Here is a 22182-nt window from a genome sequence, read left to right on the forward strand (position 1 = left end):
CGGCGCTCAGCGAGGAGCGCCGGGCCGTCTGGCTGCTACCAGCCGCGCTCGGACAGACGGTGCGGCTCGGGCACGTCGTCGACGTTGATCCCGACCATCGCTTCACCGAGGCCACGCGAAACCTTCGCGATGACGTCCGGGTCGTCGTAGAACGTGGTGGCCTTGACGATCGCCTCGGCACGCTGTGCCGGGTTGCCGGACTTGAAGATACCCGAGCCGACGAACACGCCTTCGGCACCGAGCTGCATCATCATCGCGGCGTCGGCCGGGGTCGCGATACCGCCCGCGGTGAACAGCACGACCGGGAGCTTGCCCTTCGCCGCGACCTCCTTGACGAGCTCGTACGGGGCCTGGAGTTCCTTCGCCGCGACGTAAAGCTCGTCCTCGGGCAGCGAGGAGAGGCGGCGCAGTTCGGCGCGGATCTTGCGCATGTGCGTGGTCGCGTTCGAGACGTCGCCGGTGCCGGCCTCGCCCTTGGACCGGATCATCGCCGCGCCCTCGTTGATGCGGCGCAGCGCCTCGCCGAAGTTGGTGGCACCACAGACGAAGGGCACGGTGAAGGCCCACTTGTCGATGTGGTTCTCGTAGTCGGCCGGGGTCAGCACCTCGGACTCGTCGATGTAGTCGACGCCGAGCGACTGGAGCAGCTGAGCCTCGACGAAGTGGCCGATGCGGGCCTTCGCCATGACGGGGATCGAAACGGCCTCGATGATGCCGTCGATCAGATCCGGGTCGCTCATCCGGGCGACGCCGCCCTGCGCGCGGATGTCCGCGGGGACCCGCTCGAGCGCCATCACCGCGACGGCGCCGGCGTCCTCGGCGATCTTCGCCTGCTCGGCGGTGACCACGTCCATGATCACACCGCCCTTGAGCATCTCCGCCATCCCGCGCTTGACCCGGGCGGTGCCGGTGAGCGAGGTGGTGGCCGTGTTCGTGGAGTCGTCAGACACTGCTGGACCTTTCGGAAAGCGCACGAGTGAGGGTGACGCCTCCGAGGGTATGCCGCTTTTGGACCTCTGAAGCAGGCCAGTTCGCGGCGATTTCAGCAGTCCACTGGGTGACCTCCCTCGCGTTTCGTCCTCTGGATGCGGTAGTTCGCCGTCGAACTACCGCATCCAGAGGACGAAACGCGTCAGGGGGCCAGGCCCTGCTCGAAGGCGAACAGGCCGTCCGGGTCGTACTTCCGCGCGATCCGGCGCAGCCGCGGCAGGCTTTCGCCGTAGTACGCCTCGGCCCAGTCCGGCATCTCCGGGTCGATGTAATTGATGTACCCGGCCCGCCCGTACTCGCGGCCAAGTTCGTCTCGGACCCCGCCGATCACCTGGCGGGCGTACGCCTCGCCGCCTTCCAGGCCGCGGACGATCTGGATACTGCCCAGCGCGGACCGGTACGGGAAGCACGACTCACTCGACGGCACCCGCGCGATCGCGCCGCCGTACGCGTCCACGATCGAATACAGATGCGGATCGCTCGCCAGCAACCCCGCCAGCGCGTCGGGATCGGGCACCGGATGGGTCAGCATCCGCGACGTGGCCACGTACTCCCCGCGCTCCGCGACCGCTGCGGGGAACGCGGCCTCCTGGGCGAAGGTCCGCATCGTGGCCAGGTGACCCTGTTCGGTCACTTCGCGTTTGGTCGGCTGGACGCCGACGCGGCGGACCAGGTCGTCCAGCAACGGGTTGACCTGTGCGGCGGAGCCCACGAGGCAGCCGCCGCAGTTCGCGGCCGCGGCGCCGAGGCCCATCCCCGACCACAACTCGTCCGGCATCGCGGGCTGCCATTCCTGCCAGGCCGCGACCAAGGCCGCCAGCGCGGCGGGCGGGAAGACCAAGGTGAAATTCGTCAGCGTCCTGGCCGCCACCGTGCGGAAGGTGAACGACGTGACGATGCCGAAGTTGCCCCCGCCCCCACCGCGCAACGCCCACAGTAGGTCCGGCGCCGTCTCCGCCGACACCGGGTACGCCTTCCCGTCCGCGCCGACGAAGCGGACGGACTCGACGTTGTCGCAGGTCAGGCCGTACTTTCGCCCCAGAACCCCGATCCCGCCGCCGAGGGTCAGCCCGGCGATGCCGACCTGAGGGCAACTGCCGGCGGGCAGCGCACGCCCCGCCGCCGCCAAGACCTCGTACACCCGGCCGAGCCGCGCGCCCGCCCCGATCTCCGCCCGGCCACCGGGCAGGATCCGGACCGCGGTCAGCCGGGACAGGTCGACGACGAGTCCTTTGTCCACAGTGGAATAGCCGGCGTAACTGTGCCCGCCCGAACGGGCCGCGATCGGAATCCGCTGCCTGGCCGCGAAATCGACACAATGGCGGACGTCGTCCTCATTCGCGCAGACCGCGACACCGGACGGCAGCCGATGGTCGTAGAGGCTGAAGAACCCGAGCCTCATTTCGTCGTAGCCGGGGTCGCCGGGCCGGAACAGCTCACCCGCCAGCCGGGCGCGCAGCCGTTCCCACGGGCCACCGCCCTCGGGAATCGCGGCGGGCACCGCCATCATCGGGACCGCCCCCGCCAGCCGTAACACCGTGCGTCTGTCGAGCTCCATCGCTCATCCCCCACCGTCGGATCGCCTCCGGGTGTCCGCCATCGAGCATAACGGCGCGTCGACATTCGGGGGGTCCCTCGCCGGTCGCCTTGCCGCGACGCCCGTCGCGGGTGTGTGATCGAGGACACACCTGTACGCGGCATCGTGTGGTGAGGAGATCGGCATGGCCGACAAACAGAGCAAGAACGGAGACTCCGGGGCCGCCGTCGCTGTGGACGACCCGGCGAAAGTCCGCAACGTCGTCCTGGTCGGCCCCTCGGGATCGGGGAAGACGACACTCGCCGAAGCACTGCTCGCCGCGTCCGGCACGGTGACGCGGGCAGGCTCGGTGGTGGACGGGACCACGGTGTGCGACCACGATCCCGCCGCGGTCCGGCAGCAACGGTCGGTCGGCCTCTCGGTCGCGCCGGTCCTGCACCAGGGCCACAAGATCAATCTCATCGACACCCCGGGGTACGCCGATTTCGTCGGCGAACTGCGGGCCGGGCTCCGCGCCGCCGACGCGGCGTTGTTCGTGGTCTGCGCGGCGGAAGGCGTCGACGCGGCCACGGTCGCGGTCTGGGAGGAATGCGCCGCGGTCGGCATGCCGAGGGCGGTGGTCGTCTCCCGGCTGGACCATCACCGCGCCGACCCCGAAGGCGAGATCGCCGCTTGCCAGGAGGCCTTCGGCGCCGGTGTCCTGCCGCTGTACCTGCCCGAGCGCGACGGGCTCGTCGGGCTCATCACGCGACGCTACTTCGACTACTCGCAAGGCTTCCCGCCCCAGGTCGGCGAGCCGGACGACGCGGTGCTCACCCGGATGACCGAGGCGCGCAACGAGCTGATCGAAGGGATCATCGCCGAGAGCGAGGACGAGACCCTGATGGACCGGTACCTCTCCGGCGAGGAGATCGCGGAGGACACGCTGATCGCCGACCTCGAGACCGCCGTCGCCCGCGGTTCCTTCCATCCGGTCATCCCGGTGTGCGCGACGACCGGCGTCGGGCTGGCGGAAGTCCTCGACGGGATCGTGCGTGCCTTCCCGTCGCCGCTGGAGCATGTCCCGCCGGAGGTCACCTCGCCCACCGGGGAGCCACACGCCGGGCTTCGCGCCGATCCCGAGGGCCCGCTGGCGGCCGAGGTCGTCCGGACCGCCGTCGACTCCTACGTCGGCCGTGTGTCGCTGGTGCGGGTGTTCTCCGGGACCCTGCGCCCGGAACGGCCGGTGCACGTCTCGGGCCACGGCCTCGCCGAACGCGGTCACGAGGATCACGACGCCGACGAACGGGTCGCGCATCTGTACTCGCCGCTCGGGGCGAACCTGCGCGAAGTCCCGTACTGCATCGCCGGCGACCTCTGCGCGCTCACCAAGGTCGGCTCGGCGGAAACCGGGGACACCGTTTCCTCACCGGAAGACCCGCTGATCATGAAGCCGTGGGCGATGCCGGAGCCGCTGCTGCCGGTCGCCGTCATCGCGAAGACGCGCAGCGACGAGGACACGCTGGCGCGCAACCTCTCCCGGCTCGTCGCGGGCGACCCCACCCTCCGGCTGGATCGCAACGCCGAGACCAACCAGCTCGTGCTGTGGTGCATGGGCGAGGCCCACGCCGACGTCGTGCTGTCGCGGCTGCGCGCGGGAGGCGCCGACGTGGACACCGAACCCGTCCGCATCAGCCTGCGCTCGACCTTCGCCGGGCCGGCTCGCGGGCACGGGCGGCACGTCAAGCAATCCGGCGGGCACGGCCAGTTCGCCGTATGCGACATCGAGGTCCAGCCGCTGCCGAGGGGGTCGGGCTTCGAGTTCGTGGACAAGGTCGTCGGCGGCTCGGTGCCACACCAGTTCATCCCGAGTGTCGAAAAGGGAGTCCGGGCCCAAGCCCAGCGAGGGATCGTCGACGGCCATCCGCTGATCGACATCCGGGTGACCCTCGTCGACGGCAAGGCGCACAGCGTCGACTCGTCGGACGCCGCTTTCCAGACGGCGGGCGCGCTGGCGCTGAAGGAGGCCGCCGCGGCGGGCAAGATCGCGCTGCTCGAACCACTCGAAGAGGTGGCGGTGCGGCTTCCGGACGAGCATCTGGGCACCGTGCTGGGCGATCTCTCGTCCCGGCGTGGCCGCGTACTCGGCACCGAATCGGGTGAAGGTGGCCGCACGGTCATCCGCGCCGAGGTGCCCGCCGTGGAGCTGCTGCGCTACGCGATCGATCTGCGTTCCCTGACCTCGGGCACGGCGACGTTCACCCGCAGGCACGCCCGGTTCGAGCCGATGCCGGAAGGGGCGGTGGCCTACTGAAACTCGAAGCCGCCTGGCCGTCCGTTCCGGTCCGCCAGCAGACCGGCCAGGGTGGCGACGGCGATCTCGGGTGGCGTGCGTGAGCCGATGTTCAGCCCGACGGGGCGGTGGACGCGCGCGATCTCGTGGTCCGGGACGTCCAGTGCCTTGAGCGCGGCGACATGCGGGCCGGCGTGGCGCGGATTGCCGAGCACCCCGACCCACCGCGCCGGGCGGTCCAGCACGGCCTTGAGCACCTCCCCCAGCTCGGGCCGGTCGTGATCGGTGACGACGACGTCGGCGTCCGCGCCGAGTTCCGGCACCGTCGTGACGGCCTCCAGGCCGGTCTCGACGTCCGTCGCGCGTGCGCCGTCCGGCTCGAACAGCACGGCCTTGTAGCCGAGGTCCTTGCCGTAGCGCAGGAGGAACGACGCGACCGGCGTCGCGAACACCGCCACCAGCAGCCGATCGCTCATGGGTCCGTCCTCCCTAGTGCCTGTTTGGTGAACCCGCGTCCGCTATCGACGTCGGCAGGGCGCCACCTGGTCTTCCGCGTCACGATAGTGAACAGGGCGCCCTGCCACCGCGATAGCGGGGCCTTCGGCCGGGGCGGGTTCACACGTTCGGTCGCCTTTCAGATCCAACTTCAGCTCCGCCAACCGGCTCTAAAGTTCGGGCTCGGCGATCTCGAAGTATTCCGGAAGCGGGGCCGTCCCGGCGAGGCCGAAGTAACGGACCTTCCGGCGCCGCCTGAGGTGCAGGGTGTCCCGGACGGCGTCGTTGTGCACGCGCCGCGCGATGACGACGCGATGCTCGGCGTCGGTCAGCTCTTCGGCCAGCGGAGAAGGCAAGGCCGCGCGATCGACCCGGGCCAGCCGCAGCGTCAGTTCGCTTTCCTCGGCCTCGCGATCCGGCCTCGGCGCCCGCTCGGCGCGCTCGCCCAGCGCGCGCAGCTCCTCGTCGCCCAGGATCGCGGCGGCCGCCCTGGCGACGACGGCACGCCGCGCGAGGGCCGCGTCGAGCGCCGCCCAGCCCGCGTCCGTGCGGACGTGCAGCCGGTCGAGCCGGTTCGCCGTCGCGAGCAGGAACAACCCGCCCAACACCACGATCGCGGCCACCAGACCGCCGATCCACACCCAGGTCGTCACCGGCTGAACTCGCGTTCACCCGCGCCGACCCGGCGGGGGTCGGCGGCGATGGCCGTTTCGTACACGCGCAGGACCTGCGTGGTGACCACGGACCAGTCGAACATCGCGACCCGCTCCCCGGCGGCCGCCGCCAGCGACGCCCGGCGGGCCGGGTCTCCGAGCAGCTCGCGCAACCCGTCGGCCAGCGCCGCCGCGTCGCCGGTCTCGGTCAGCATCCCGGCCTTGCCGTCGTCGAGGACGCGGCGGAACGAGTCCAAGCCGCTCGCCAATACGGGCGTGCCCGCCGCCATCGCCTCGGTGAGGATCATGCCGAAACTCTCGCCGCCCGTGTTCGGCGCGCAGTAGACGTCGACACTGCGCAGCGCCCGGGCCTTCGTCTCGTCGTCGACCTGGCCGAGCAGATCGATATGCGGCGCCAGCTCCGGCCCGGCCTCGCGCCGGAGCTGATCGGCGTCGCCGCGGCCGACGACCAGCAGCCGCAGCTCCTCGAACTCCGGAAGCAGCATCCGCAGCGCCTCCAGCAGCACCCCCATCCCCTTGCGGGGCTCGGTGTACCGCCCGACGAACCCGACCGTGCCGCCCGCTCGCGGGTAGCCGTCCAGCGGGAGCGCGCGGGAGAAGAAGTCGACGTCGACCCCGTTGGGCACCTCGACCGCGTCGCCCCCGGCGTGCTCGACCTGGACCCGGCGGGCCAGCGCCGAAACCGCGATCCGTGCGGTGATCTTCTCCAGCAGCGGCCGCAGCACCGGCTGGAACGCCGCCAGCGTGCGCGAACGCGTCGTCGCGGTGTGGAAGGTCGCCACGATCGGGCCGTCCGCGACCTTCAGTGCCAGCAAGGAAAGACTCGGCGCGGCGGGTTCGTGCAGGTGCAGGACGTCGAAGTCGCCGTCGCGGATCCACCGCCGCACCCTGGCGTAGGACACCGGGCCGAACTGCAGCCGCGCGACCGAACCGTTGTACGGGATACCGAGCGCCTTGCCGGCGGGGACCACGAAATCCGGGACGTCGGAGTCCTCGTCCGCCGGCGCGAGCACGGAGACCTGGTGCCCGCGCGCCAGCAGCGCCTTCGCGAGATCGATGACGTGCCCTTGCACGCCGCCCGGCACGTCGAACGAGTACGGGCAGACGATCCCGATTTTCATCACCCGCGACCCAGCCATCGGCTCAGCTCGCTTCGCCGAGTTCGGCCTGTTCCCCGGCTTCGAAATCGGAGAGCCAGAACTTCTGCATCATGTGCCAGTCGGCCGGATGCGCGGCGATGTCCCCGGCGAAGATGTCCGCCAGCGCCTGGGTGGCCGCCGGGACCTCGGACCGGTTCGTGACCCGGATCCGCGGGTGCAGGCGGATCTGCCAGCCGTCCTCGGTGAACCAGCAGCCGGCCGGGATCAGCGCGGCCCCGGTGGTGGCGGCCAGCCGGGCGGGCCCGCCCGGCATCCGGGTCTGCTCGCCGAAGAACTTGACCGGCACACCGGAGTTCGTCAGGTCCCGGTCCCCCACCAGGCAGATCGCCTTGTTCTCCCGTAGCCGTTTGAGCAGTACGCGCATCGCGGAGCTGTCGCCGGTCAGCGGGACGATCTCGAAACCGAGCGATTCCCGGTAGGACACGAACCGCTGGTACAGCGATTCGGGCTTCAGCCGCTCCGCGACCGTGGTGAAGCCGCCGAGGTAGTCCGCGAGCCAGACGCCTGCCGCGTCCCAGTTCCCGCTGTGGGGCAGCGCCATCACCGCGCCGTTGCCCTCGGCGAGGGCGGCGTCGAGGTTCTCCACGCCGGTGATCGACTGGGCGACCTTGCGGCTGACCTCCTTGTGGTCCATGGAGGGCAGGCGGAACATCTCGTGCCAGTAGCGGGCGTACGACCGCATCGCGCGACGGGTCAGCTCGTCGAGTTCGACGCCGTCGGCCTGCGGCACGACCCTGGCGAGATTGCGCCGAAGCTGGCGCACTCCGCCGCCGTCCCGCCGGACGGCCAGATCGGCGCCCAGCCCGAAGGTCACCGAGCCCATCGACTCCGGCAGCCAGCGCGCGAGCCGCCAGCCGGCCGCGTAGCCGAAGTCACTGAGCCGCTGGGAGAACCCGCTCATGCCCCGCCCTCCGCGGCGGGTGGCCCCGCCGCCTTGGCGGCCCGTGCCGCCTTGGCCACCGCGGCCGTCCGCTGCAGCAGGGTGATCACCGAAAGCACCGCGAGGAGCCAGAGCGTGATGTCCACGGTGTACGGAACGCCGAGACCGTGCAGTCCGGTTCCCACGAGGGCGATGATCAGGCGTTCCGCGCGTTCGACGAGGCCGCCGTCCGCCTCCAGCCCGGACGCCTCGGCGCGGGCCTTGACGTACGAGATGACCTGCGCGAGCACCAGGCAGATCAGCGCGGCGGCCGCGGCCGGGCGGTTGTCGTCGTGGACGAAGCACCACCAGGCGATCGCGGCGAACAACGCGCCGTCGACCAGCCTGTCGCAGGTCGCGTCGAGGACGGCCCCGAAGGCCGTGCCGTACCCGCGGGCGCGGGCCATCGCGCCGTCGAGCAGGTCCAGCATCGCGAAGCCCCAGACGGTGAAGGTGCCCCACAGCAGCATGTCGTTGGGAAAGAACCCGAGCGCGCACAGCACCGCCCCGGCCGTGCCGATGACGGTCATCGCGTTGGGGGTCAGACCGGCGCGCACGAGCACCTTCCCCATCGGGTCGGTGACGCGGGAAACTGAGGCGCGCGCGAAAATGTTGAGCATCGGTTCTTCAGGTGCACCTAAAGCAGCAGGGTCGGGTGGCCGCCCGAAGCCTATCCACCCGCACCGACACCCGTCGTCGCGCCCGCCCCTGGACCGGCTCCCGGTCAGTCCGCTTTGGCCAGTTCGGCCGAGTCGGCGAGGTCCGCGAGACCCTCTTCCCGCAGCGCCAATTCCGCCTCGGCCGCGGCGCATTTCGGCGACAGCCGCCCCAGCACGGCGGCGCTGATCTCGCCGAGCGCCTTCACCTGTTCGGGGGTCAGCGGATCGAAGAGGCTCTCGCGGACGGCCTCGACGTGCCCGGGCGCGGCCTCCTCCAGCGCGGCGAAACCCGCGGGAGTGAGCACCGCCCACGAACCGCGTTTGTCGGTGGGACAGGACTCACGACGCACCCAGCCGTTCGCTTCGAGGCGCGCGACCGCGTGCGAGAGCCTGCTGCGTGACGCTTTGCGCGCGTCGGCGAGTTCGCTCATCCGCAGCCGCCGCTCGGGCGCCTCGGAAAGGGCGACGAGCACTTCGTAGTAGGTGTGGGGCATGCCCGCCTCGTGCTGAAGCTGGCCCTCCAGATGCGCTTGCAGCATCCGCGTGGCCGCGGAGAAGTCGCGCCAGACTTTTTGCTCCTCGTCGGAGAGCCATCGGGGTTCGGACATGACGCCCATTCTACCCCTGGTTGAGCGCTCAACCAAATTGCGCTACAGTCATGGTTGAGCGCTCAACCAGCTCAGGGTTCACCACAGACTTTGGAGATCGACTTCATGACCACCACCGAAATCCCGGGCTACGTCACAGGCAAGTGGACGATCGACACCGCCCACTCCGACATCGCCTACACCGTGAAGCACCTCGGCCTGGCGAAGTCCCGCGGCAACTTCACCGCCTTCACCGGTGAGGTCGTCACGGCCGACAACATCCTCGACTCGTCGGTCACCGTCGAGATCGACGCCTCGTCGGTCGCCAGCGGCGTCGACGGGCGTGACACGCACCTCAAGTCCGAGGACTTCTTCCACGTCGACGAGCACCCGGTCATCACCTTCCGCTCGACCGGCATCCGCGAGGACGGCGGCGACTACGTCATCGACGGCGAGCTGACCTGGCGCGGCAAGACCGTCCCGGTCTCGCTGGAGGCGGAGTTCAACGGCATCGGCACCAACCCGGCCAACGACAACGCCACCACCCTCGGCGTCTCGGCCACCGCCACCGTGAACCGCCGCGACTTCGGCATCGGCCCGGAGGGCAACGCCTTCCTGTCCGAGAAGGTCAAGATCGACATCGAGCTGCAGGCCGCTCTCAACGCCTGAGGCACTTCTCCCCAGATGTCATGAAGGCCCCCTTCCCCGCGCTAGACGCAGGGAAGGGGGCCTTTATGTACTTCCGTCTGTCCGAGAATTACCAGGCGTCCGCCAGCAACTGCCGCGTCTCCCCCAGCAACTGCGGCAACACCTTCGTATGCCCGATCACCGGCATGAAGTTCGCGTCGCCACCCCACCTCGGCACCACGTGCTGATGCAGATGCGCGGCGATGCCCGCGCCGGCGATCACGCCCTGGTTCATCCCGATGTTGAACCCGTGCGCCGACGACACCTCCCGGATCACCCGCATCGCGTGCTGGGTGAACTCCGCCACCTCGGTGGTCTCCTCCGGCGTCAGGTCCGTGTAGTCCGCGACATGGCGGTACGGCACGGCCATCAGGTGACCGGGGTTGTACGGGTACAGGTTCAGCACCGCGTACACCGTCTTCCCGCGCGCTAGGATCAACGCGTCCTCGTCACTCTTCTCGGGGAGATGGCAGAACGGGCACCCCTCGTCGGGTCTCTTCGACCCCTGCACGTAGGCGAGCCGATGCGGGGTCCACAGCCGCTGCAACGCGTCCGGGACCCCCACACCGTCCTGTCCGACGGTTTCAGGGCCATCGAGGCCCGTCACCGGAGTACCGCCTCCAAGCCCGCCACGGTCGGCGAAGCGTTCTCACGGCGCTGGACCCAGCCGGCGATCGCCTCGACCGCGTCGGCCACCGGGACGCTGTTGATCTGGCCGCCGTCGCGGAACCGGAACGACACCGCGCCCGCCTCGACGTCCTTCGCGCCCGCCAGCAGCATGAAGGGCACCTTCTGTGTGGTGTGGGTGCGGATCTTCTTCTGCATCCGGTCGCCACTCGCATCGATGTCGACCCGGATCCCCTTGGCCCGCAGCGCCTTCTCGACCCCGCGCAGGTGCTCCACCTGGTCCTCGGTGATCGGGATGCCGACCACCTGCACCGGCGACAGCCACGCCGGGAACGCGCCCGCGTAGTGCTCCGTCAGCACGCCGAAGAACCGCTCGATCGAACCGAACAGCGCGCGGTGGATCATCACCGGACGCTGACGGCTGCCGTCGCCCGCGGTGTACTCCAGTTCGAACTTCTCGGGCAGCATGAAGTCCAGCTGGATGGTCGACATCTGCCAGGTACGGCCCAGCGCGTCCTTCGCCTGCACGGAGATCTTGGGCCCGTAGAACGCGGCGCCACCCGGATCCGGCACCAGTTCCAGCCCGGAGTCCACGGCGGCGGTGCGGAGCACCTCGGTCGCCTCGGCCCAGACCTCCTCGGAACCGATGTACTTCTCCTCGTTCCGAGTGGACAGTTCGAGGTAGAAGTCGTCGAGGCCGTAGTCGCGCAACAAGTTCAGCACGAAGTCCAAAAGGGACTTCAGCTCGCCGGGGACCTGCTCCAGGGTGCAGAAGATATGCGCGTCGTCCTGCGTCATGCCGCGCACTCGGGTCAAGCCGTGGATCACGCCGGACTTCTCGTAGCGGTACACCGAACCGAACTCGAACATCCGCAGCGGCAGTTCCCGGTAGGAACGCCCGCGCGAACGGAAGATCAGGTCGTGGAACGGGCAGTTCATCGGCTTGAGGTAGTAGTCCTGGCCGGGTTTGCGGACCGAACCGTCCTCGTTGTGCTCGGCGTCGAGGTGCATCGCCGGGTACATGCCGTCGCGGTACCAGTCGAGGTGGCCGGAGGTCTCGAACAGCGCGCCCTTGGTGATGTGCGGCGAGTAGACGAAGTCGTACCCGGCCTCGACGTGCCGCTGGCGCGAGTAGTTCTCCATCTCCTGCCGGATGATCCCGCCCTTGGGGTGGAACACCGGCAGCCCCGAGCCGATCTCGTCGGGGAAGGAGAACAGGTCCAGCTCGACACCCAGCTTGCGGTGGTCGCGCCGCTCGGCCTCGGCCAGGCGCTCCAGGTAGACGTCCTGCGCCTCGGCGGATTCCCACGCGGTGCCGTAGATCCGCTGCAGCTGCGGGTTCTTGTCGTCACCGCGCCAGTACGCGGCGGCGACGCGGGTGAGCTTGAACGCCGGGATGAACTTGGTGGTCGGCACGTGCGGGCCTCGGCAGAGGTCGCTCCACACGCGCTCCTTGGTGCGCGGGTCGAGGTTGTCGTAGATGGTCAGCTCGCCGCCGCCCACCTCCATCACCTCGGAAGTGTCCACATCGGACTTGATGTCGACGAGTTCCAGCTTGAACGGCTCGTCGGCCAGTTCCTTCTTGGCCTCGTCGACCGAGTCGAAGACGCGGCGGGAGAACTGTTGCGCGCCCTTCACGATCTGCTTCATGCGCTTCTCGAGCGCCTGCAGGTCTTCCGGGGTGAACGGGGTGTCGACGGCGAAGTCGTAGTAGAAGCCGTCCTTGACCGGCGGGCCGATGCCCAGCTTGGCCTGCGGGAACTGCTGCTGCACCGCCTGGGCGAGCACGTGGGCGGCCGAGTGGCGGATGACGCTGCGGCCGTCCTCGGTGTTCGCCGCGACGGCTTCGACCTCGGCCTCGGCCTCCGGCGCCCAGGAAAGGTCGCGGAGGTTCCCCTCGGCGTCACGCACGACGACGATCGTGTCCGGCCCCTTGGTCGGCAGCCCGGCTTCGCGGACCGCGGTGCCCGCCGTAGTGCCCGCCGGTACCACCACGCGCGGGGCGGTTGCGGCTGCTACTGACGACGGCTGGGACACGATGGACTCCTCGCGGTTAAAGCGGATGGTTCCCGTGATGTTAGTCGTCAGGTGCGGCGCGGCTCACGCGCATTACCCCTAACACCACGAAGGCCTCCTTCCCATGGGAAGAAGGCCTTCGCGTATCGGGGAACGAGGTCAGACGGTCTCGACGACCTCGTCGAAGTCCAGCCGCGGCAGGCGGTCGAACCAGGGGTTCTCACCCGGCTTGCCGACGTTGATCACGACGAGGGACTTCCACGGCTTGTCCGCGAAGAACTCCTTGTCGATGCCCTCGGCGTCGAAGCCGGTCATCGGGCCGGCGGCCAGCCCGGCGGCGCGGACGCCGATGATGAAGTAACCGACCTGCAGCAGCGCGTTGAGCTTGGCGGTCTCGACGCGGCCCGCCTCGTCGGCGAACAGGTCCTTGGCGCCCGGGAAGTGCGGGAAGGTCCGCGGCAGGTTCTCGTGGAACTCGGTGTCGGCGGCCAGCACGACGGTCACCGGCGCGGCCTCGGTCTTGGCGCGGTTGCCCTCGGACATCAGCGGGGAGAGCCGCTTCTTGCCCTCTTCGGTGCGGATCACCAGCGCGCGCAGCGGCTGGTTGTTCATCGACGTCGGGGCCCATTTGACCAGCTCGTAGATCGCGCGGATCTGCTCGTCGGTCACCGGCTCGTCGCTGAAGTTGTTCGCGGTGCGGGCTTCGCGGAACAACAGGTCCTGCACGTCCTGCGGGAGGTTCAGGGCTTCCGTCAGCTCAACGCTGGTGGTCATGGGTGGATCTTCCTTCCGTACGCGTCCTGTACCCGTCCCAACCTAGTTGAGCGCTGAACTATTTCTCGCTCAACTATCTCTGTGTGTGGGTCCGGTCACAGGAAAGCGTCAGTAGGCACCTCGTCCCTGCACCACGGCGCGGAAGGTCTTCCAGAGGATCACCAGATCGAGCGCGAGCGACCAGTCCTCGACGTAGCGCAGGTCGAGGCGGATGCTCTCGGCCCAGCTGAGGTCGCTGCGGCCGCTGACCTGCCAAAGCCCCGTCAGTCCCGGCTTGACCAGGAGACGGCGGCGCGCGTCGGGGGCGTACTTCGCAGTCTCCTCCGGCAGCGGCGGACGAGGGCCGACGAGCGACATCCGCCCGCTCACGACGTTGAGCAGCTGCGGCAGCTCGTCGAGGGAGTACCGGCGAAGAAGTCCGCCGACCCGGGTCACCCGCGGGTCCTTGCGCATCTTGAACAGCGGGCCCGCGCCTTCGTTGTCCGACTGGAGATCCTGCTTGAGCTTGTCGGCGTTCGTCACCATCGTGCGGAACTTCAGCATCGTGAAGGTGTGCCCGTCGCGGCCGACGCGACGCTGCCGGTAGATCACCGGGCCGCGGTCGTCGACTTTGATCGCGACCGCGATCGCCAGCAGCAGCGGGGAAAAGAGGGTGAGGAGCAGGGCCGAGCCGAACCGGTCGAGCGCCTCCTTGACCAGACGGCGGCCGCCGGTGAACATCGGCGCGGTCACCCGCAGCAGCGGCATGCCGAGCACGCCCGAGACGTTCAGCCGGGGCCCGGCGACCTCCATGAGCATCGGCGCGACCACCATCTCGGCCGAGGTTCCTTCGAGATCCCAGGCGAGCCGCTGCAGGCGCTTCGGGTTCCAGTGCTGATCGGCGGTCACGGCGACCACCCGGTAGCCGCCGCGGCGGACGTGGCCCGCGAGGTCGTCGAGCTTCCCGACGATCGGGACGCCTTCCACCTCGCCGCTCCCCCGCTCCGCGCCGGCCCCGGAATACGTGCAGACGGCCTCCACCCGCCAGCCGACGTGGGGATCGGCCTTGGTGCGGGCGATCAGGTCGGCGACCGTGTCGGGACTTCCGGCCGCGAGCACCGGCAGCAGGCATTCACCGAGCCGTCTGCGCCGGTGCAGCACCTGTCTCAGCGCGTACCGCTGCAGGAACATGAAGACCGAGATCATCGGGACGACGATGAAGACCCACGGTTGCACGGCGAGCGCGCCGAAGAGCAGGCCGCCCAACGCGACGAGGACGGCGGTGGCCACGAGGCCACGCCCCAGCGTCCGATACTCCTCCGCGCCCTCGCCGAGTACACGCGGACTCCAGGCACGGCAGACCGACAACCCGAACAGGAAGGCCGCGGCGGTACCGAGCGCGTGCATGTCGTGCGGATCGGATCGATCGATCAAGAAGGCACTCATCACGATGAGCACGAACGCGGTGAAAACGTCACTACCGATGACCCAGGCGCGGTAGCGCGATTCCCAAGCCGCGTAAGGGGGCCGCGCCGACGGCGTGTCGACCGCGGCGGCGTCGCCGGCGTCCCTTTGCGGAGGAAGCGGAATCGACTGGAGGTCGATGTGCTGCGGCGTCCCGTTGACGGTGGACGACGGCCGCACCGACTCTTCCATCAGACCTCCCGGAGTGGGGATTCCCGAACGCCGGATCAACACGCTGAGTAAATGAGAGTGATCTCGAAGAGTGATCGATTCTCAAGGTCTCTCAGCGGCCGATGGGGCGACACACGCCAAGGTATCGGCCACTCTCCGGCCATCGTTACAAGGATTTCCAGCCACACCCTGGGCGAGCATCCGGCAAATGAATGCCGTGTTGATAACAAGATGATGACGATGCGTAATAGACCGTATCCTCCGAACAACTACTCAAAGTAGTCACCAATTCCCCTGGCTTCCGGCCACTTGGAGCACCGCTTCCCCGATCGGCCGAACAACCCGGAAAACTCCACAGTGGACGGTGCGCCGAAGTCGATCTCCGGCCGGTCCACTGTGGATTCCACACCCCGGGAGGACCGTGGCCCGCCGAGTGCGCCCACCGCGCGCCGACCTACCTTGTCAATCGGTCACCGGTGTGGCGTTTCGTCACATCACGTCAACGTCACGGCAGCCCCGCGGCCGGAACCGGACGAGTGAGCCGCCCGGCCATGCCCTGCATCACTTTCTTCGTGGTCTGAACCTTTGCGCGGCCGGTTCGTGCCCAGGATCACAAAGAAGTCTCAATGATCGGATCATGTGACATTTTCGCGTCGCGACACGAGATCTCCGGCGAATGTCCACACCGGCCGGAAGGGCGGACTTCGGAGATCTTCGAACCGGCAGCACCCGCGCCCCGGGCGAATTCGCCCGCATCGGCCGGGCAGCCCGCGACGGCAGAAGTACCGCCCCCACACAACCCGCGTCCGACCTGGGGATCGAATGCCGCCGGACGGCTCACCGCCGACAGTGGCCGAGAATGAATCAAGGCCCCGGACCAACGGTCCAGGGCCTTCATCCGGTGGGCGATACTGGGATCGAACCAGTGACCTCTTCGGTGTGAACGAAGCGCTCTCCCGCTGAGCTAATCGCCCGCTCGCGGTGTCCGGCAGACTCTACCCCACGACTTTAGGGGGCCTGCAAACGGGTGGTTCCCTCCGACCACACTCCGCTCACCAGCAAATACGGAGCGAACAACCACGAGCTAGTCGGGGTTGTCACGGCCGGGGGCCGCCCGCGACGCGTTTCGACATTCGTGCGACGGTGCTATCGCGTGACGACTAAACCGCGCAGTATGTACATGTGGACTGCCTGCAGGGCGCATGTAGGGCTGCGCGTCGCGCGGGTGATGATGGGGTGACGGAGCATGGACCCGGGGTCCGATGACCCCGTCCGGGTGATCTGCGGCAAAACCGCGTTCCGATCAGCCGGCCGATACGTCACATCATCGCCACTCGGTTCGACCGGGCCGGGAAGGAGACGAAGGGTAGGACGATGCGCAACGATCACGTGACGCTCCGCTCGACGGCGGTGTTCGACCTCCTGGCACCGCGGACCCCCGCGGTCCCGGTCAAGGTGGAACTGCGATACGACACCCGCGACCCGTACGCGGTCGTGGCCGCCTTCCGCACCGGCCGCGCCGGCTGGGTCGAGTGGGTCTACGCGCGCGACCTCCTCGCCGACGGCCTGCTGGCCGACGCGGGTGACGGCGACGTACGCATCCGCCCCTCCGTCGAAGACCCCGAGTCCGTCCTCATCGAACTGAACTCGCCGTCCGGGCACGCCATGTTCGAGGCGTCCGCTCAGGAGCTGGCCGACTTCCTCGACCGGACCTACGACGTCGTGCTCCCGGGCAACGAGCACCTGTGGGTCGACGTCGACGACGCCCTGACGCACCTGATTCCCAACGATCTGGCCTGATGACGGGCTTGCGAACAGCAAGTGGCACCCCGGTTGCAGAGCCGTTTTCGGGATCGGATAGTGTTCACACACACCACGGCGACGGGGTGAGAGACAGAACCGCGAGGTCCTGAACTCCCATCCAGACCGAGGATGTGCGGATGTAGCGCAGCTGGTAGCGCATCACCTTGCCAAGGTGAGGGTCGCGGGTTCGAATCCCGTCATCCGCTCGGAAGGCCCTCTCGGGCCTGACACGGTGGAGTGGCCGAGAGGCGAGGCAACGGCCTGCAAAGCCGTGTACACGGGTTCGAATCCCGTCTCCACCTCGCGCGATTAGCTCAGCGGGAGAGCGCTTCCCTGACACGGAAGAGGTCACTGGTTCAATCCCAGTATCGCGCACCATCTGTTTTCGCAGGTCAGAAGCCCTGCTCCTCCTCGGAGGGGCGGGGCTTCAGTCGTAAAAAGGCGATGAAAAGGCGATGGCCTTCGGAGCGGTCTCGAGCCGCATGTCACCGAACGTGGCCTGAAGGTGCGGGAACCACTCCCCCAGCTTCGTCCGCTCACTTGGGGTGAGCGCGACCAGCGACCCGATCCACCGGGTCTCGAGCGCTTGCAGAATCTGGCGGCGCATCAGCGGAGTCACGTGGTCGTAGCCCCTCGCGATGCCTTTCATCTTCTGTCCCCAGGCGTGCCCGCCGGGCGACTTCAGGGATACCGTCCTCGGCGAGCCAGGTGCTGTGGCTGTGCCGCCCCTTGTGGAAGGTGAAGGCCGGAAGGATCGGCTGCACCACTTCCGCCGACCGCGTGCGTTCAGCTCGTCGAAGCGGCCGACGACAAACACCTGTCCAAGACCATCGCTCGCTACGGCCGCGTCGACCTGCTCTGTCTCGACGAGCTGGGGTACTTGGAGCTGGACCGGCGCGGCGCGGAGCTGCTGTTCGAGGTCTTCACCGAGCGTGAGGAACGCTCGAGCATCGCCATCGCGAGCCACTCGGCGTTCAGCGAATGGGCCCGCACTTTCACCGACCCGCGGCTCTGCGCCGCGATCGTCGACCGGCTCTCGATGATCGACGCGTCGATCATCGAAACGGGCACCGAGTCGTTCCGGCTGCGGACCACCAAACGCCGCCGCACCAACCGAGCCAGCTGACAACGTCCGCCTGATCTTCGAAGGGGCCGTATGCCATGCCCACGGCCCGGCATACGAGATCGTCGGCGGCACCCGTGTCATCGTGGTCGCTCGATATCAGGTGCGACACAGGGGTGTGATCACGGTGCACGGGCTGTCCGAGAAGGTCCAGCGCTGGGTGAGCGACGCAGTGGGAGGCGGCGCCCAAGTGGCCACAGCCACCGGCCTACGCCAGGGAGCCAATCCGTGGTTGTTGACGTTCGAACCTGCTGGTCGAGTCGAGGCGGCCGTGCTGCGACTCGGGGACCCTACTGATCCCGACCATCGCGAGCGGTTCGCCACCGAGGTCGCGGCACTGCACGTCGCCGGCAACCACCAGCTGCCCGCGGCCCGCCTGCTCGCCACAGATCTCGACGGTTCCGCAGCAGGTGTGCTGGCGGTGCTGACCACCGTCCTGCCCGGGCACAGCCGCATCCCATTGGTCGCCTCTACCGAGCGGCTCCAGGGCCTGGGAGCCACAGCAGCCGCACTACAAGCAGTCCCGTTGGCGCCCGGGGCTGCTCTGCCGCTGCGGACCCGCTCGATCGCGGACGTCGACTTCGCCGCCCAACGCCGGGAAAAGGGCACCACCGCGCTGCTGACGGCTGCGGAAGAACGCTTGGAACAGCTGCCCGCGCCCGGCGGCCCGACAGTCTTCGTGCATGGTGACCTGTGGTTCGGGAACACCCTCTGGTCCGGTGACCGCTGCACCGGCCTGGTCGACTGGGACTGCGCTGGCGCCGGATCGCCGGGAATCGACCTCAGCGGTGCACGCTTCGACGCTGCCCTGATGTTCGGGCTACCCGCCACCGAGCAGGTCCTGGAGGGCTGGCAGCGCGCCGCCGGCCGACGGGCAGAACAGCTCGCTTACTGGGACGTCGTCGCGGCGTTAGGCACCCTGGCCGACATGACGTCCTGCGTTCCGGCGCTCCACGACCAGGGCCGATCAGACCTCGACGCCAACCTTCTCGGGCAACGGCGGGACGCATTCCTCAGCGCCGCACTGCTCCGGCTCGACACCGACGATCAGTAGCCAGCAGTCGGGGACCGGCACCGGTCACAGATGACCCAAGCATCCCCTGGAGTCAGGGCAGCACGAACGGTCCCCAAGATCCCTGTCGGGCTCACCCCACGGTCTCGCACGCCATGCCGCCATCACCGGCGCGCACATAGCTCGACAGCAGAAACACGCGAGCGAGGTGGGGGCTAAATCAGAGTGCCGCCCCTGCCTCGACAACAGCAGGTGGGGCCAGAACAAGATGCCGACCAAGCCTGCAACTCAGCTGCCGGAGCCAGTTCAGAATGCCGATCCGGGGCCAATTCGACTTGCCGAAATCAGACGGCCGCCTTCCGCGGCTACAGCGACTCCGGAGGACATACCATCGACATCAAAACGAAATGGCCGGTGTCGACATAAAACGATTCCGCGTAAGTGAATGAACGATGACCACGCAATCCCCGAAATACCAGGAGGACCTCGACTACTTCGCCAATTACGCGCGCCACGACTGGGCTCCCCCGCATAACGTGTTCGTGTCCGCCGGCAACATCCTCGGCACCGGCGCCGGCCTGCCCGAGATCATCCAGACCGCCGAGGCGATTCTGGACGACCTCTTCGCACGGAACGTCCGCGTCGGCGGCCTCACCGATCACTGCCTCCGGCTTCCAGACCTGGCCTGGCACACCCACGAATGGCTGAAACGGATCCGTCAAGAGATCGTCAAACGCGGCGCCATTCCCGATCTAGGTCAACTCGGATGGCTGCACATCCCGGAATGAGCGAACATCGTTGCCCCCCCCCATGCGGCTGATGCCAGAGGAAACAACGGTCACTGCGCAGGGAATCCCGCCGCTGCACACATCGTTCCCGCTGACCGGGTCGAGGTCACGCCGTGGCGGATGTCGAAAGACGAGCCGTGAGATCGCCGGCGCCGTCGCCGGACAGGCGAGGGAGAGCGGCCAGGCGGCCGGCGCAGACCAGCAGCAGTGCGCTCATCGGGCCGCAGACCTCCGGACCGGCGCCGGTGGACCAGGAGATGTCGGTGGCGGTCAGCCGGAACCCGGCCATCTTGCGCGCCGCCGGCAGCGGCGGCGGCCAGCGCATGGACAGCACTCGGTCCGCGGCGACGGCCGCCGCGTCCGGTGGCATCTCGTGGCGGAGGCCGAGGGGGATGGCGATGTCCTGGCCGTGGATGAGGATGTCGGTGAGCGTTTCCAGGTAGGTGACGCCGAGGGTGTGCCGCCGCGAGCCGGCCGTCGCGCGGATCTCGGCGGTGATCCGGGCGGTCGACAGTTCCGCGGCGCGCCGGCGGGCCGCGTCCTGGATGGTCCGGTCCATGCTGCCGCGCCAGTGGGCCATCGTCGCGATCAGGTCGCGGAGGCCGAGCTGTTGCAGCGTCAGGTGCGCGGCGACGTCGCGAACGGTCCAGCCGGCGCACAGCGACGGGTGCCGCCACTGGTCGTCGGACAGGTCGTCGAGCAGGTCTGCCAGGCTGGTCCGTTGGGCGGCGATGACCCGCCAGATCGCGTCGCGGTCCGGCGCCGGTCGTTTGCCGGTCATGTCGGGACCTCCTCGGAGCGGGGGCGGACGACGCTCGTCACGAGCGCCGCGATCTGCGGGTAGGGGTCGAAAGCCGGGTCCGGGATGGCCAGCTCGTGCAGCACGATCCCGGTCCAGTGGTTGGCGATGATGGGCGCGTGACGCTCGGGATCGGTGGAGCCGGCGGCGCGCAGCCAGTTCATGAACCAGGCGTTGACCCGGGCGCCGGTGGCCAGCAGCTGTGGCCGCAGCGTGGGATGGATGCCGGCCTCGACGAGGATCGCGTACCGGGCCAGGGTCAGCGTCCGGTTCGGGCCGGTCGCCTCACGGGCCAGCCCGGCCATCGCCTGCGCCAGCTCCTCCGGCGTGACCGGGTAGTACGTCGTCGCGAGGGCCTCCCAGATCGCGCGCTCCCGGTCGGACGTGCGTTCCACGACCGCGTTGAGCAAGGCGTCCCGGGTGCGGAAGTGATTGGAGGCCGAGCCGGTGGGCAGCCCGGCAGCGGCGTCGATGGCGCGGTGGGTCAGGCCATGGATGCCACGCTCGCCAAGGACCGAGATCGCGGCGTCGAGGAGTTCGTCACGTCGTGCGGACACCGACACAGACTACTACCGTAGTAGAATAAACTGCAATAGTAGTACTGAAGACTACGGCCGTAGTCCCACGTGGTTCCCTCTGAAGGGAGCGGTTTCAGGGCTTTGCGGTCCGGTAGCGGCCACCGTCAGACCGCCGTCGGGCGGCTCAACAATGTAGTCAGATCGCAAGAGCGCTCACCATGCATGCAGAAGCGAGGTGGCCTGCGATCGGCGTTCCTTGGCAGCTTTCAGAGAAACCTTGCCACAACCACGGTCTTGTCGTCATGACGCTTGGCACGGGGAAGAACGAGAGCGTCAGGATCGGCGTCGCGTTCCCACGCGTGACACCGTGTCAACATGTACGTGGGCGCACGATCAAGCCGCGCGGTACCCCAGCCTCGGGTACTGACCGGCGAGCACCGCGCCCGGGCGCTGCATCTCCGGCCCGCCGCGGCGTCTTGGCTCGACCTCAGCGGCCTCGGCGAGTCACCGCTGCCGGGAAGCCCGGCCGCCGAAGCGGCTTGGGCGGACTTCCTCGAGCGCGGCCGCACCTACCTCGCACGCCACGCCCAGCCGGAACACTCGGCTCCCCGGCGCGGAAGCAGGACTGGCCCGGCTCTTCGATACCGGGCGACCGAGCGCGGACCAGCTACGTGGCATCATCGCGCATCGCCAGGTCGACGAACTGGCATCGCCGGCACGCCTACCGCATGAACGCGGAACCCTCTGGGAACTCAGAAAAAAACGCCGGCAACCCCGGCACGGGCATGCCGCTCGGGATCGCCGGGCTGACGCCGACCTCCTCGTCGGCGCGATCGACCCCGACCACGGGATCGACGCCCCGGGCGGAACCCTCATCGACGTCAAACCCGTCGTCAGCGTCCGCGACACCAGCAAAGTCGGACGATGGCTCTGGCAGATACTGCTCTACGCATGGCTCGATACCGCCGACCTGTACCGCATCCGGCGAGTCGGCCTGCTCCTCGGCGGCCACGTCACCGGCGAACACGCCCGCGACGCCTTCCACGACCTCGCCGGACAACTCATCACCGGCCACGGTCTCCCCTGGCCCGTCGCCTGACCGCACTACGCGGTGTGACTGCGCTTGTC

At 68.7% G+C, this 22182-nt stretch carries 22 protein-coding genes and 4 tRNA genes; 9 read left to right on the top strand and 17 right to left on the bottom strand.

The window, feature by feature from the left end; translation table 11 throughout:
- Positions 1–35: 35 nt before the first annotated feature.
- Together pdxS and MJQ72_RS21370 are read right to left on the bottom strand one after the other, a co-directional pair.
- Positions 36–950: a pyridoxal 5'-phosphate synthase lyase subunit PdxS gene (gene pdxS / locus MJQ72_RS21365; protein WP_396426973.1), complete on the bottom strand. Its 915-nt coding sequence runs from the start codon at positions 948–950 to the stop codon at positions 36–38.
- 182 nt (positions 951–1132) lie between these two features.
- Positions 1133–2548, bottom strand: coding sequence for an FAD-binding oxidoreductase (locus MJQ72_RS21370; protein ID WP_240601119.1), 1416 nt, complete (start codon positions 2546–2548; stop codon positions 1133–1135).
- A 163-nt stretch (positions 2549–2711) separates the two neighbouring features.
- Between MJQ72_RS21370 and MJQ72_RS21375 the strand changes: the two genes are divergently transcribed.
- Positions 2712–4820 carry an elongation factor G-like protein EF-G2 gene (locus tag MJQ72_RS21375; protein WP_240601120.1) on the top strand — a complete coding sequence of 703 codons (2109 nt, stop codon included), beginning with the start codon at positions 2712–2714 and terminating at the stop codon, positions 4818–4820.
- Here the strand turns inward: MJQ72_RS21375 and MJQ72_RS21380 are convergent.
- The 6 genes from MJQ72_RS21380 to MJQ72_RS21405 all read right to left on the bottom strand — a co-directional run bounded on the left by MJQ72_RS21380 (position 4814) and on the right by MJQ72_RS21405 (position 9314).
- A complete protein-coding gene (locus MJQ72_RS21380) occupies positions 4814–5275 on the bottom strand; it encodes an XdhC family protein (protein ID WP_240601121.1) in 462 nt (153 codons plus the stop codon). The two genes, MJQ72_RS21375 and MJQ72_RS21380, sit on opposite strands and share 7 nt — an antisense overlap.
- Positions 5276–5464: 189 nt before the next feature.
- Positions 5465–5947 (bottom strand): NUDIX hydrolase, encoded by a 483-nt coding sequence (locus MJQ72_RS21385; RefSeq protein WP_240601122.1) that lies wholly within the window; start codon positions 5945–5947, stop codon positions 5465–5467.
- A complete protein-coding gene (locus MJQ72_RS21390) occupies positions 5944–7089 on the bottom strand; it encodes a glycosyltransferase family 4 protein (RefSeq protein ID WP_072030876.1) in 1146 nt (381 codons plus the stop codon). The genes MJQ72_RS21385 and MJQ72_RS21390 overlap by 4 nt, the downstream gene beginning before the upstream one ends.
- 22 nt (positions 7090–7111) lie before the next feature.
- On the bottom strand, positions 7112–8029 hold the full coding sequence (locus MJQ72_RS21395) for a phosphatidylinositol mannoside acyltransferase (RefSeq protein WP_240601123.1): 918 nt from the start codon (positions 8027–8029) through the stop codon (positions 7112–7114).
- Positions 8026–8667, bottom strand: a complete 642-nt coding sequence (gene pgsA / locus MJQ72_RS21400) for a phosphatidylinositol phosphate synthase (RefSeq protein WP_016334780.1) — start codon at positions 8665–8667, stop codon at positions 8026–8028. Before pgsA ends, MJQ72_RS21395 begins: the two co-directional genes overlap by 4 nt.
- Before the next feature lie 104 nt (positions 8668–8771).
- Entirely contained in the window at positions 8772–9314 is a 543-nt protein-coding gene (locus MJQ72_RS21405) for a MarR family winged helix-turn-helix transcriptional regulator (protein ID WP_240601124.1), read from the bottom strand.
- A gap of 105 nt (positions 9315–9419) precedes the next feature.
- Here MJQ72_RS21405 and MJQ72_RS21410 point away from each other — a divergent pair, with 105 nt between their 5' ends.
- Positions 9420–9962, top strand: coding sequence for a YceI family protein (locus MJQ72_RS21410; protein ID WP_240601125.1), 543 nt, complete (start codon positions 9420–9422; stop codon positions 9960–9962).
- Between the two features lie 88 nt (positions 9963–10050).
- On the opposite strand, the gene MJQ72_RS21415 is transcribed toward MJQ72_RS21410, so the two are convergent.
- The 5 genes from MJQ72_RS21415 to MJQ72_RS21435 form a co-directional block, all read right to left on the bottom strand.
- The gene (locus MJQ72_RS21415; protein WP_240601126.1) at positions 10051–10587 is read right to left on the bottom strand and encodes an HIT domain-containing protein; all 537 of its coding nucleotides are present in this window, start codon (positions 10585–10587) and stop codon (positions 10051–10053) included.
- Positions 10584–12644, bottom strand: coding sequence for a threonine--tRNA ligase (gene thrS / locus MJQ72_RS21420; protein ID WP_240601127.1), 2061 nt, complete (start codon positions 12642–12644; stop codon positions 10584–10586). The genes MJQ72_RS21415 and thrS overlap by 4 nt, the downstream gene beginning before the upstream one ends.
- Before the next feature lie 138 nt (positions 12645–12782).
- On the bottom strand, positions 12783–13397 hold the full coding sequence (locus MJQ72_RS21425) for a malonic semialdehyde reductase (protein ID WP_240601128.1): 615 nt from the start codon (positions 13395–13397) through the stop codon (positions 12783–12785).
- 108 nt (positions 13398–13505) lie between these two features.
- Positions 13506–15032 carry a sugar transferase gene (locus MJQ72_RS21430; RefSeq protein WP_240601129.1) on the bottom strand — a complete coding sequence of 509 codons (1527 nt, stop codon included), beginning with the start codon at positions 15030–15032 and terminating at the stop codon, positions 13506–13508.
- Positions 15033–15913: 881 nt separating this feature from the next.
- A tRNA-Val gene (locus MJQ72_RS21435) sits at positions 15914–15985 on the bottom strand.
- A 400-nt stretch (positions 15986–16385) separates the two neighbouring features.
- Here MJQ72_RS21435 and MJQ72_RS21440 point away from each other — a divergent pair.
- From MJQ72_RS21440 to MJQ72_RS21455, 4 genes are all read left to right on the top strand, one after another.
- Positions 16386–16811: an SsgA family sporulation/cell division regulator gene (locus MJQ72_RS21440; RefSeq protein WP_005159130.1), complete on the top strand. Its 426-nt coding sequence runs from the start codon at positions 16386–16388 to the stop codon at positions 16809–16811.
- A 136-nt stretch (positions 16812–16947) separates the two neighbouring features.
- Positions 16948–17020, top strand: a tRNA-Gly gene (locus MJQ72_RS21445).
- A 25-nt stretch (positions 17021–17045) separates the two neighbouring features.
- A tRNA-Cys gene (locus tag MJQ72_RS21450) sits at positions 17046–17116 on the top strand.
- A gap of 1 nt (position 17117) precedes the next feature.
- Positions 17118–17192 (top strand) — tRNA-Val (locus MJQ72_RS21455).
- Positions 17193–17241: 49 nt separating this feature from the next.
- Here the strand turns inward: MJQ72_RS21455 and MJQ72_RS21460 are convergent.
- On the bottom strand, positions 17242–17463 hold the full coding sequence (locus tag MJQ72_RS21460) for a hypothetical protein (protein ID WP_240601130.1): 222 nt from the start codon (positions 17461–17463) through the stop codon (positions 17242–17244).
- A 180-nt stretch (positions 17464–17643) separates the two neighbouring features.
- Between MJQ72_RS21460 and MJQ72_RS21465 the strand changes: the two genes are divergently transcribed.
- The 3 genes from MJQ72_RS21465 to MJQ72_RS21475 all read left to right on the top strand — a co-directional run bounded on the left by MJQ72_RS21465 (position 17644) and on the right by MJQ72_RS21475 (position 19737).
- Entirely contained in the window at positions 17644–17940 is a 297-nt protein-coding gene (locus MJQ72_RS21465; RefSeq protein ID WP_315860910.1) for an ATP-binding protein, read from the top strand.
- A gap of 187 nt (positions 17941–18127) precedes the next feature.
- Positions 18128–18991 carry an aminoglycoside phosphotransferase family protein gene (locus tag MJQ72_RS21470; protein ID WP_396426998.1) on the top strand — a complete coding sequence of 288 codons (864 nt, stop codon included), beginning with the start codon at positions 18128–18130 and terminating at the stop codon, positions 18989–18991.
- Between the two features lie 410 nt (positions 18992–19401).
- A complete protein-coding gene (locus MJQ72_RS21475; protein WP_240601132.1) occupies positions 19402–19737 on the top strand; it encodes a hypothetical protein in 336 nt (111 codons plus the stop codon).
- 106 nt (positions 19738–19843) lie between these two features.
- On the opposite strand, the gene MJQ72_RS21480 is transcribed toward MJQ72_RS21475, so the two are convergent.
- The 3 genes from MJQ72_RS21480 to MJQ72_RS21490 all read right to left on the bottom strand — a co-directional run bounded on the left by MJQ72_RS21480 (position 19844) and on the right by MJQ72_RS21490 (position 22129).
- Positions 19844–20518: a maleylpyruvate isomerase family mycothiol-dependent enzyme gene (locus MJQ72_RS21480; RefSeq protein ID WP_240593761.1), complete on the bottom strand. Its 675-nt coding sequence runs from the start codon at positions 20516–20518 to the stop codon at positions 19844–19846.
- Complete coding sequence (locus tag MJQ72_RS21485) at positions 20515–21093, bottom strand: TetR/AcrR family transcriptional regulator (protein WP_240601133.1); 579 nt, start codon at positions 21091–21093, stop codon at positions 20515–20517. The genes MJQ72_RS21480 and MJQ72_RS21485 overlap by 4 nt, the downstream gene beginning before the upstream one ends.
- Positions 21094–21775: 682 nt before the next feature.
- Positions 21776–22129 carry a hypothetical protein gene (locus tag MJQ72_RS21490; protein WP_240601134.1) on the bottom strand — a complete coding sequence of 118 codons (354 nt, stop codon included), beginning with the start codon at positions 22127–22129 and terminating at the stop codon, positions 21776–21778.
- Between the last annotated feature and the right edge of the window lie 53 nt (positions 22130–22182).

The organism is Amycolatopsis sp. EV170708-02-1 (genome assembly GCF_022479115.1).
Lineage (GTDB): Bacteria > Actinomycetota > Actinomycetes > Mycobacteriales > Pseudonocardiaceae > Amycolatopsis.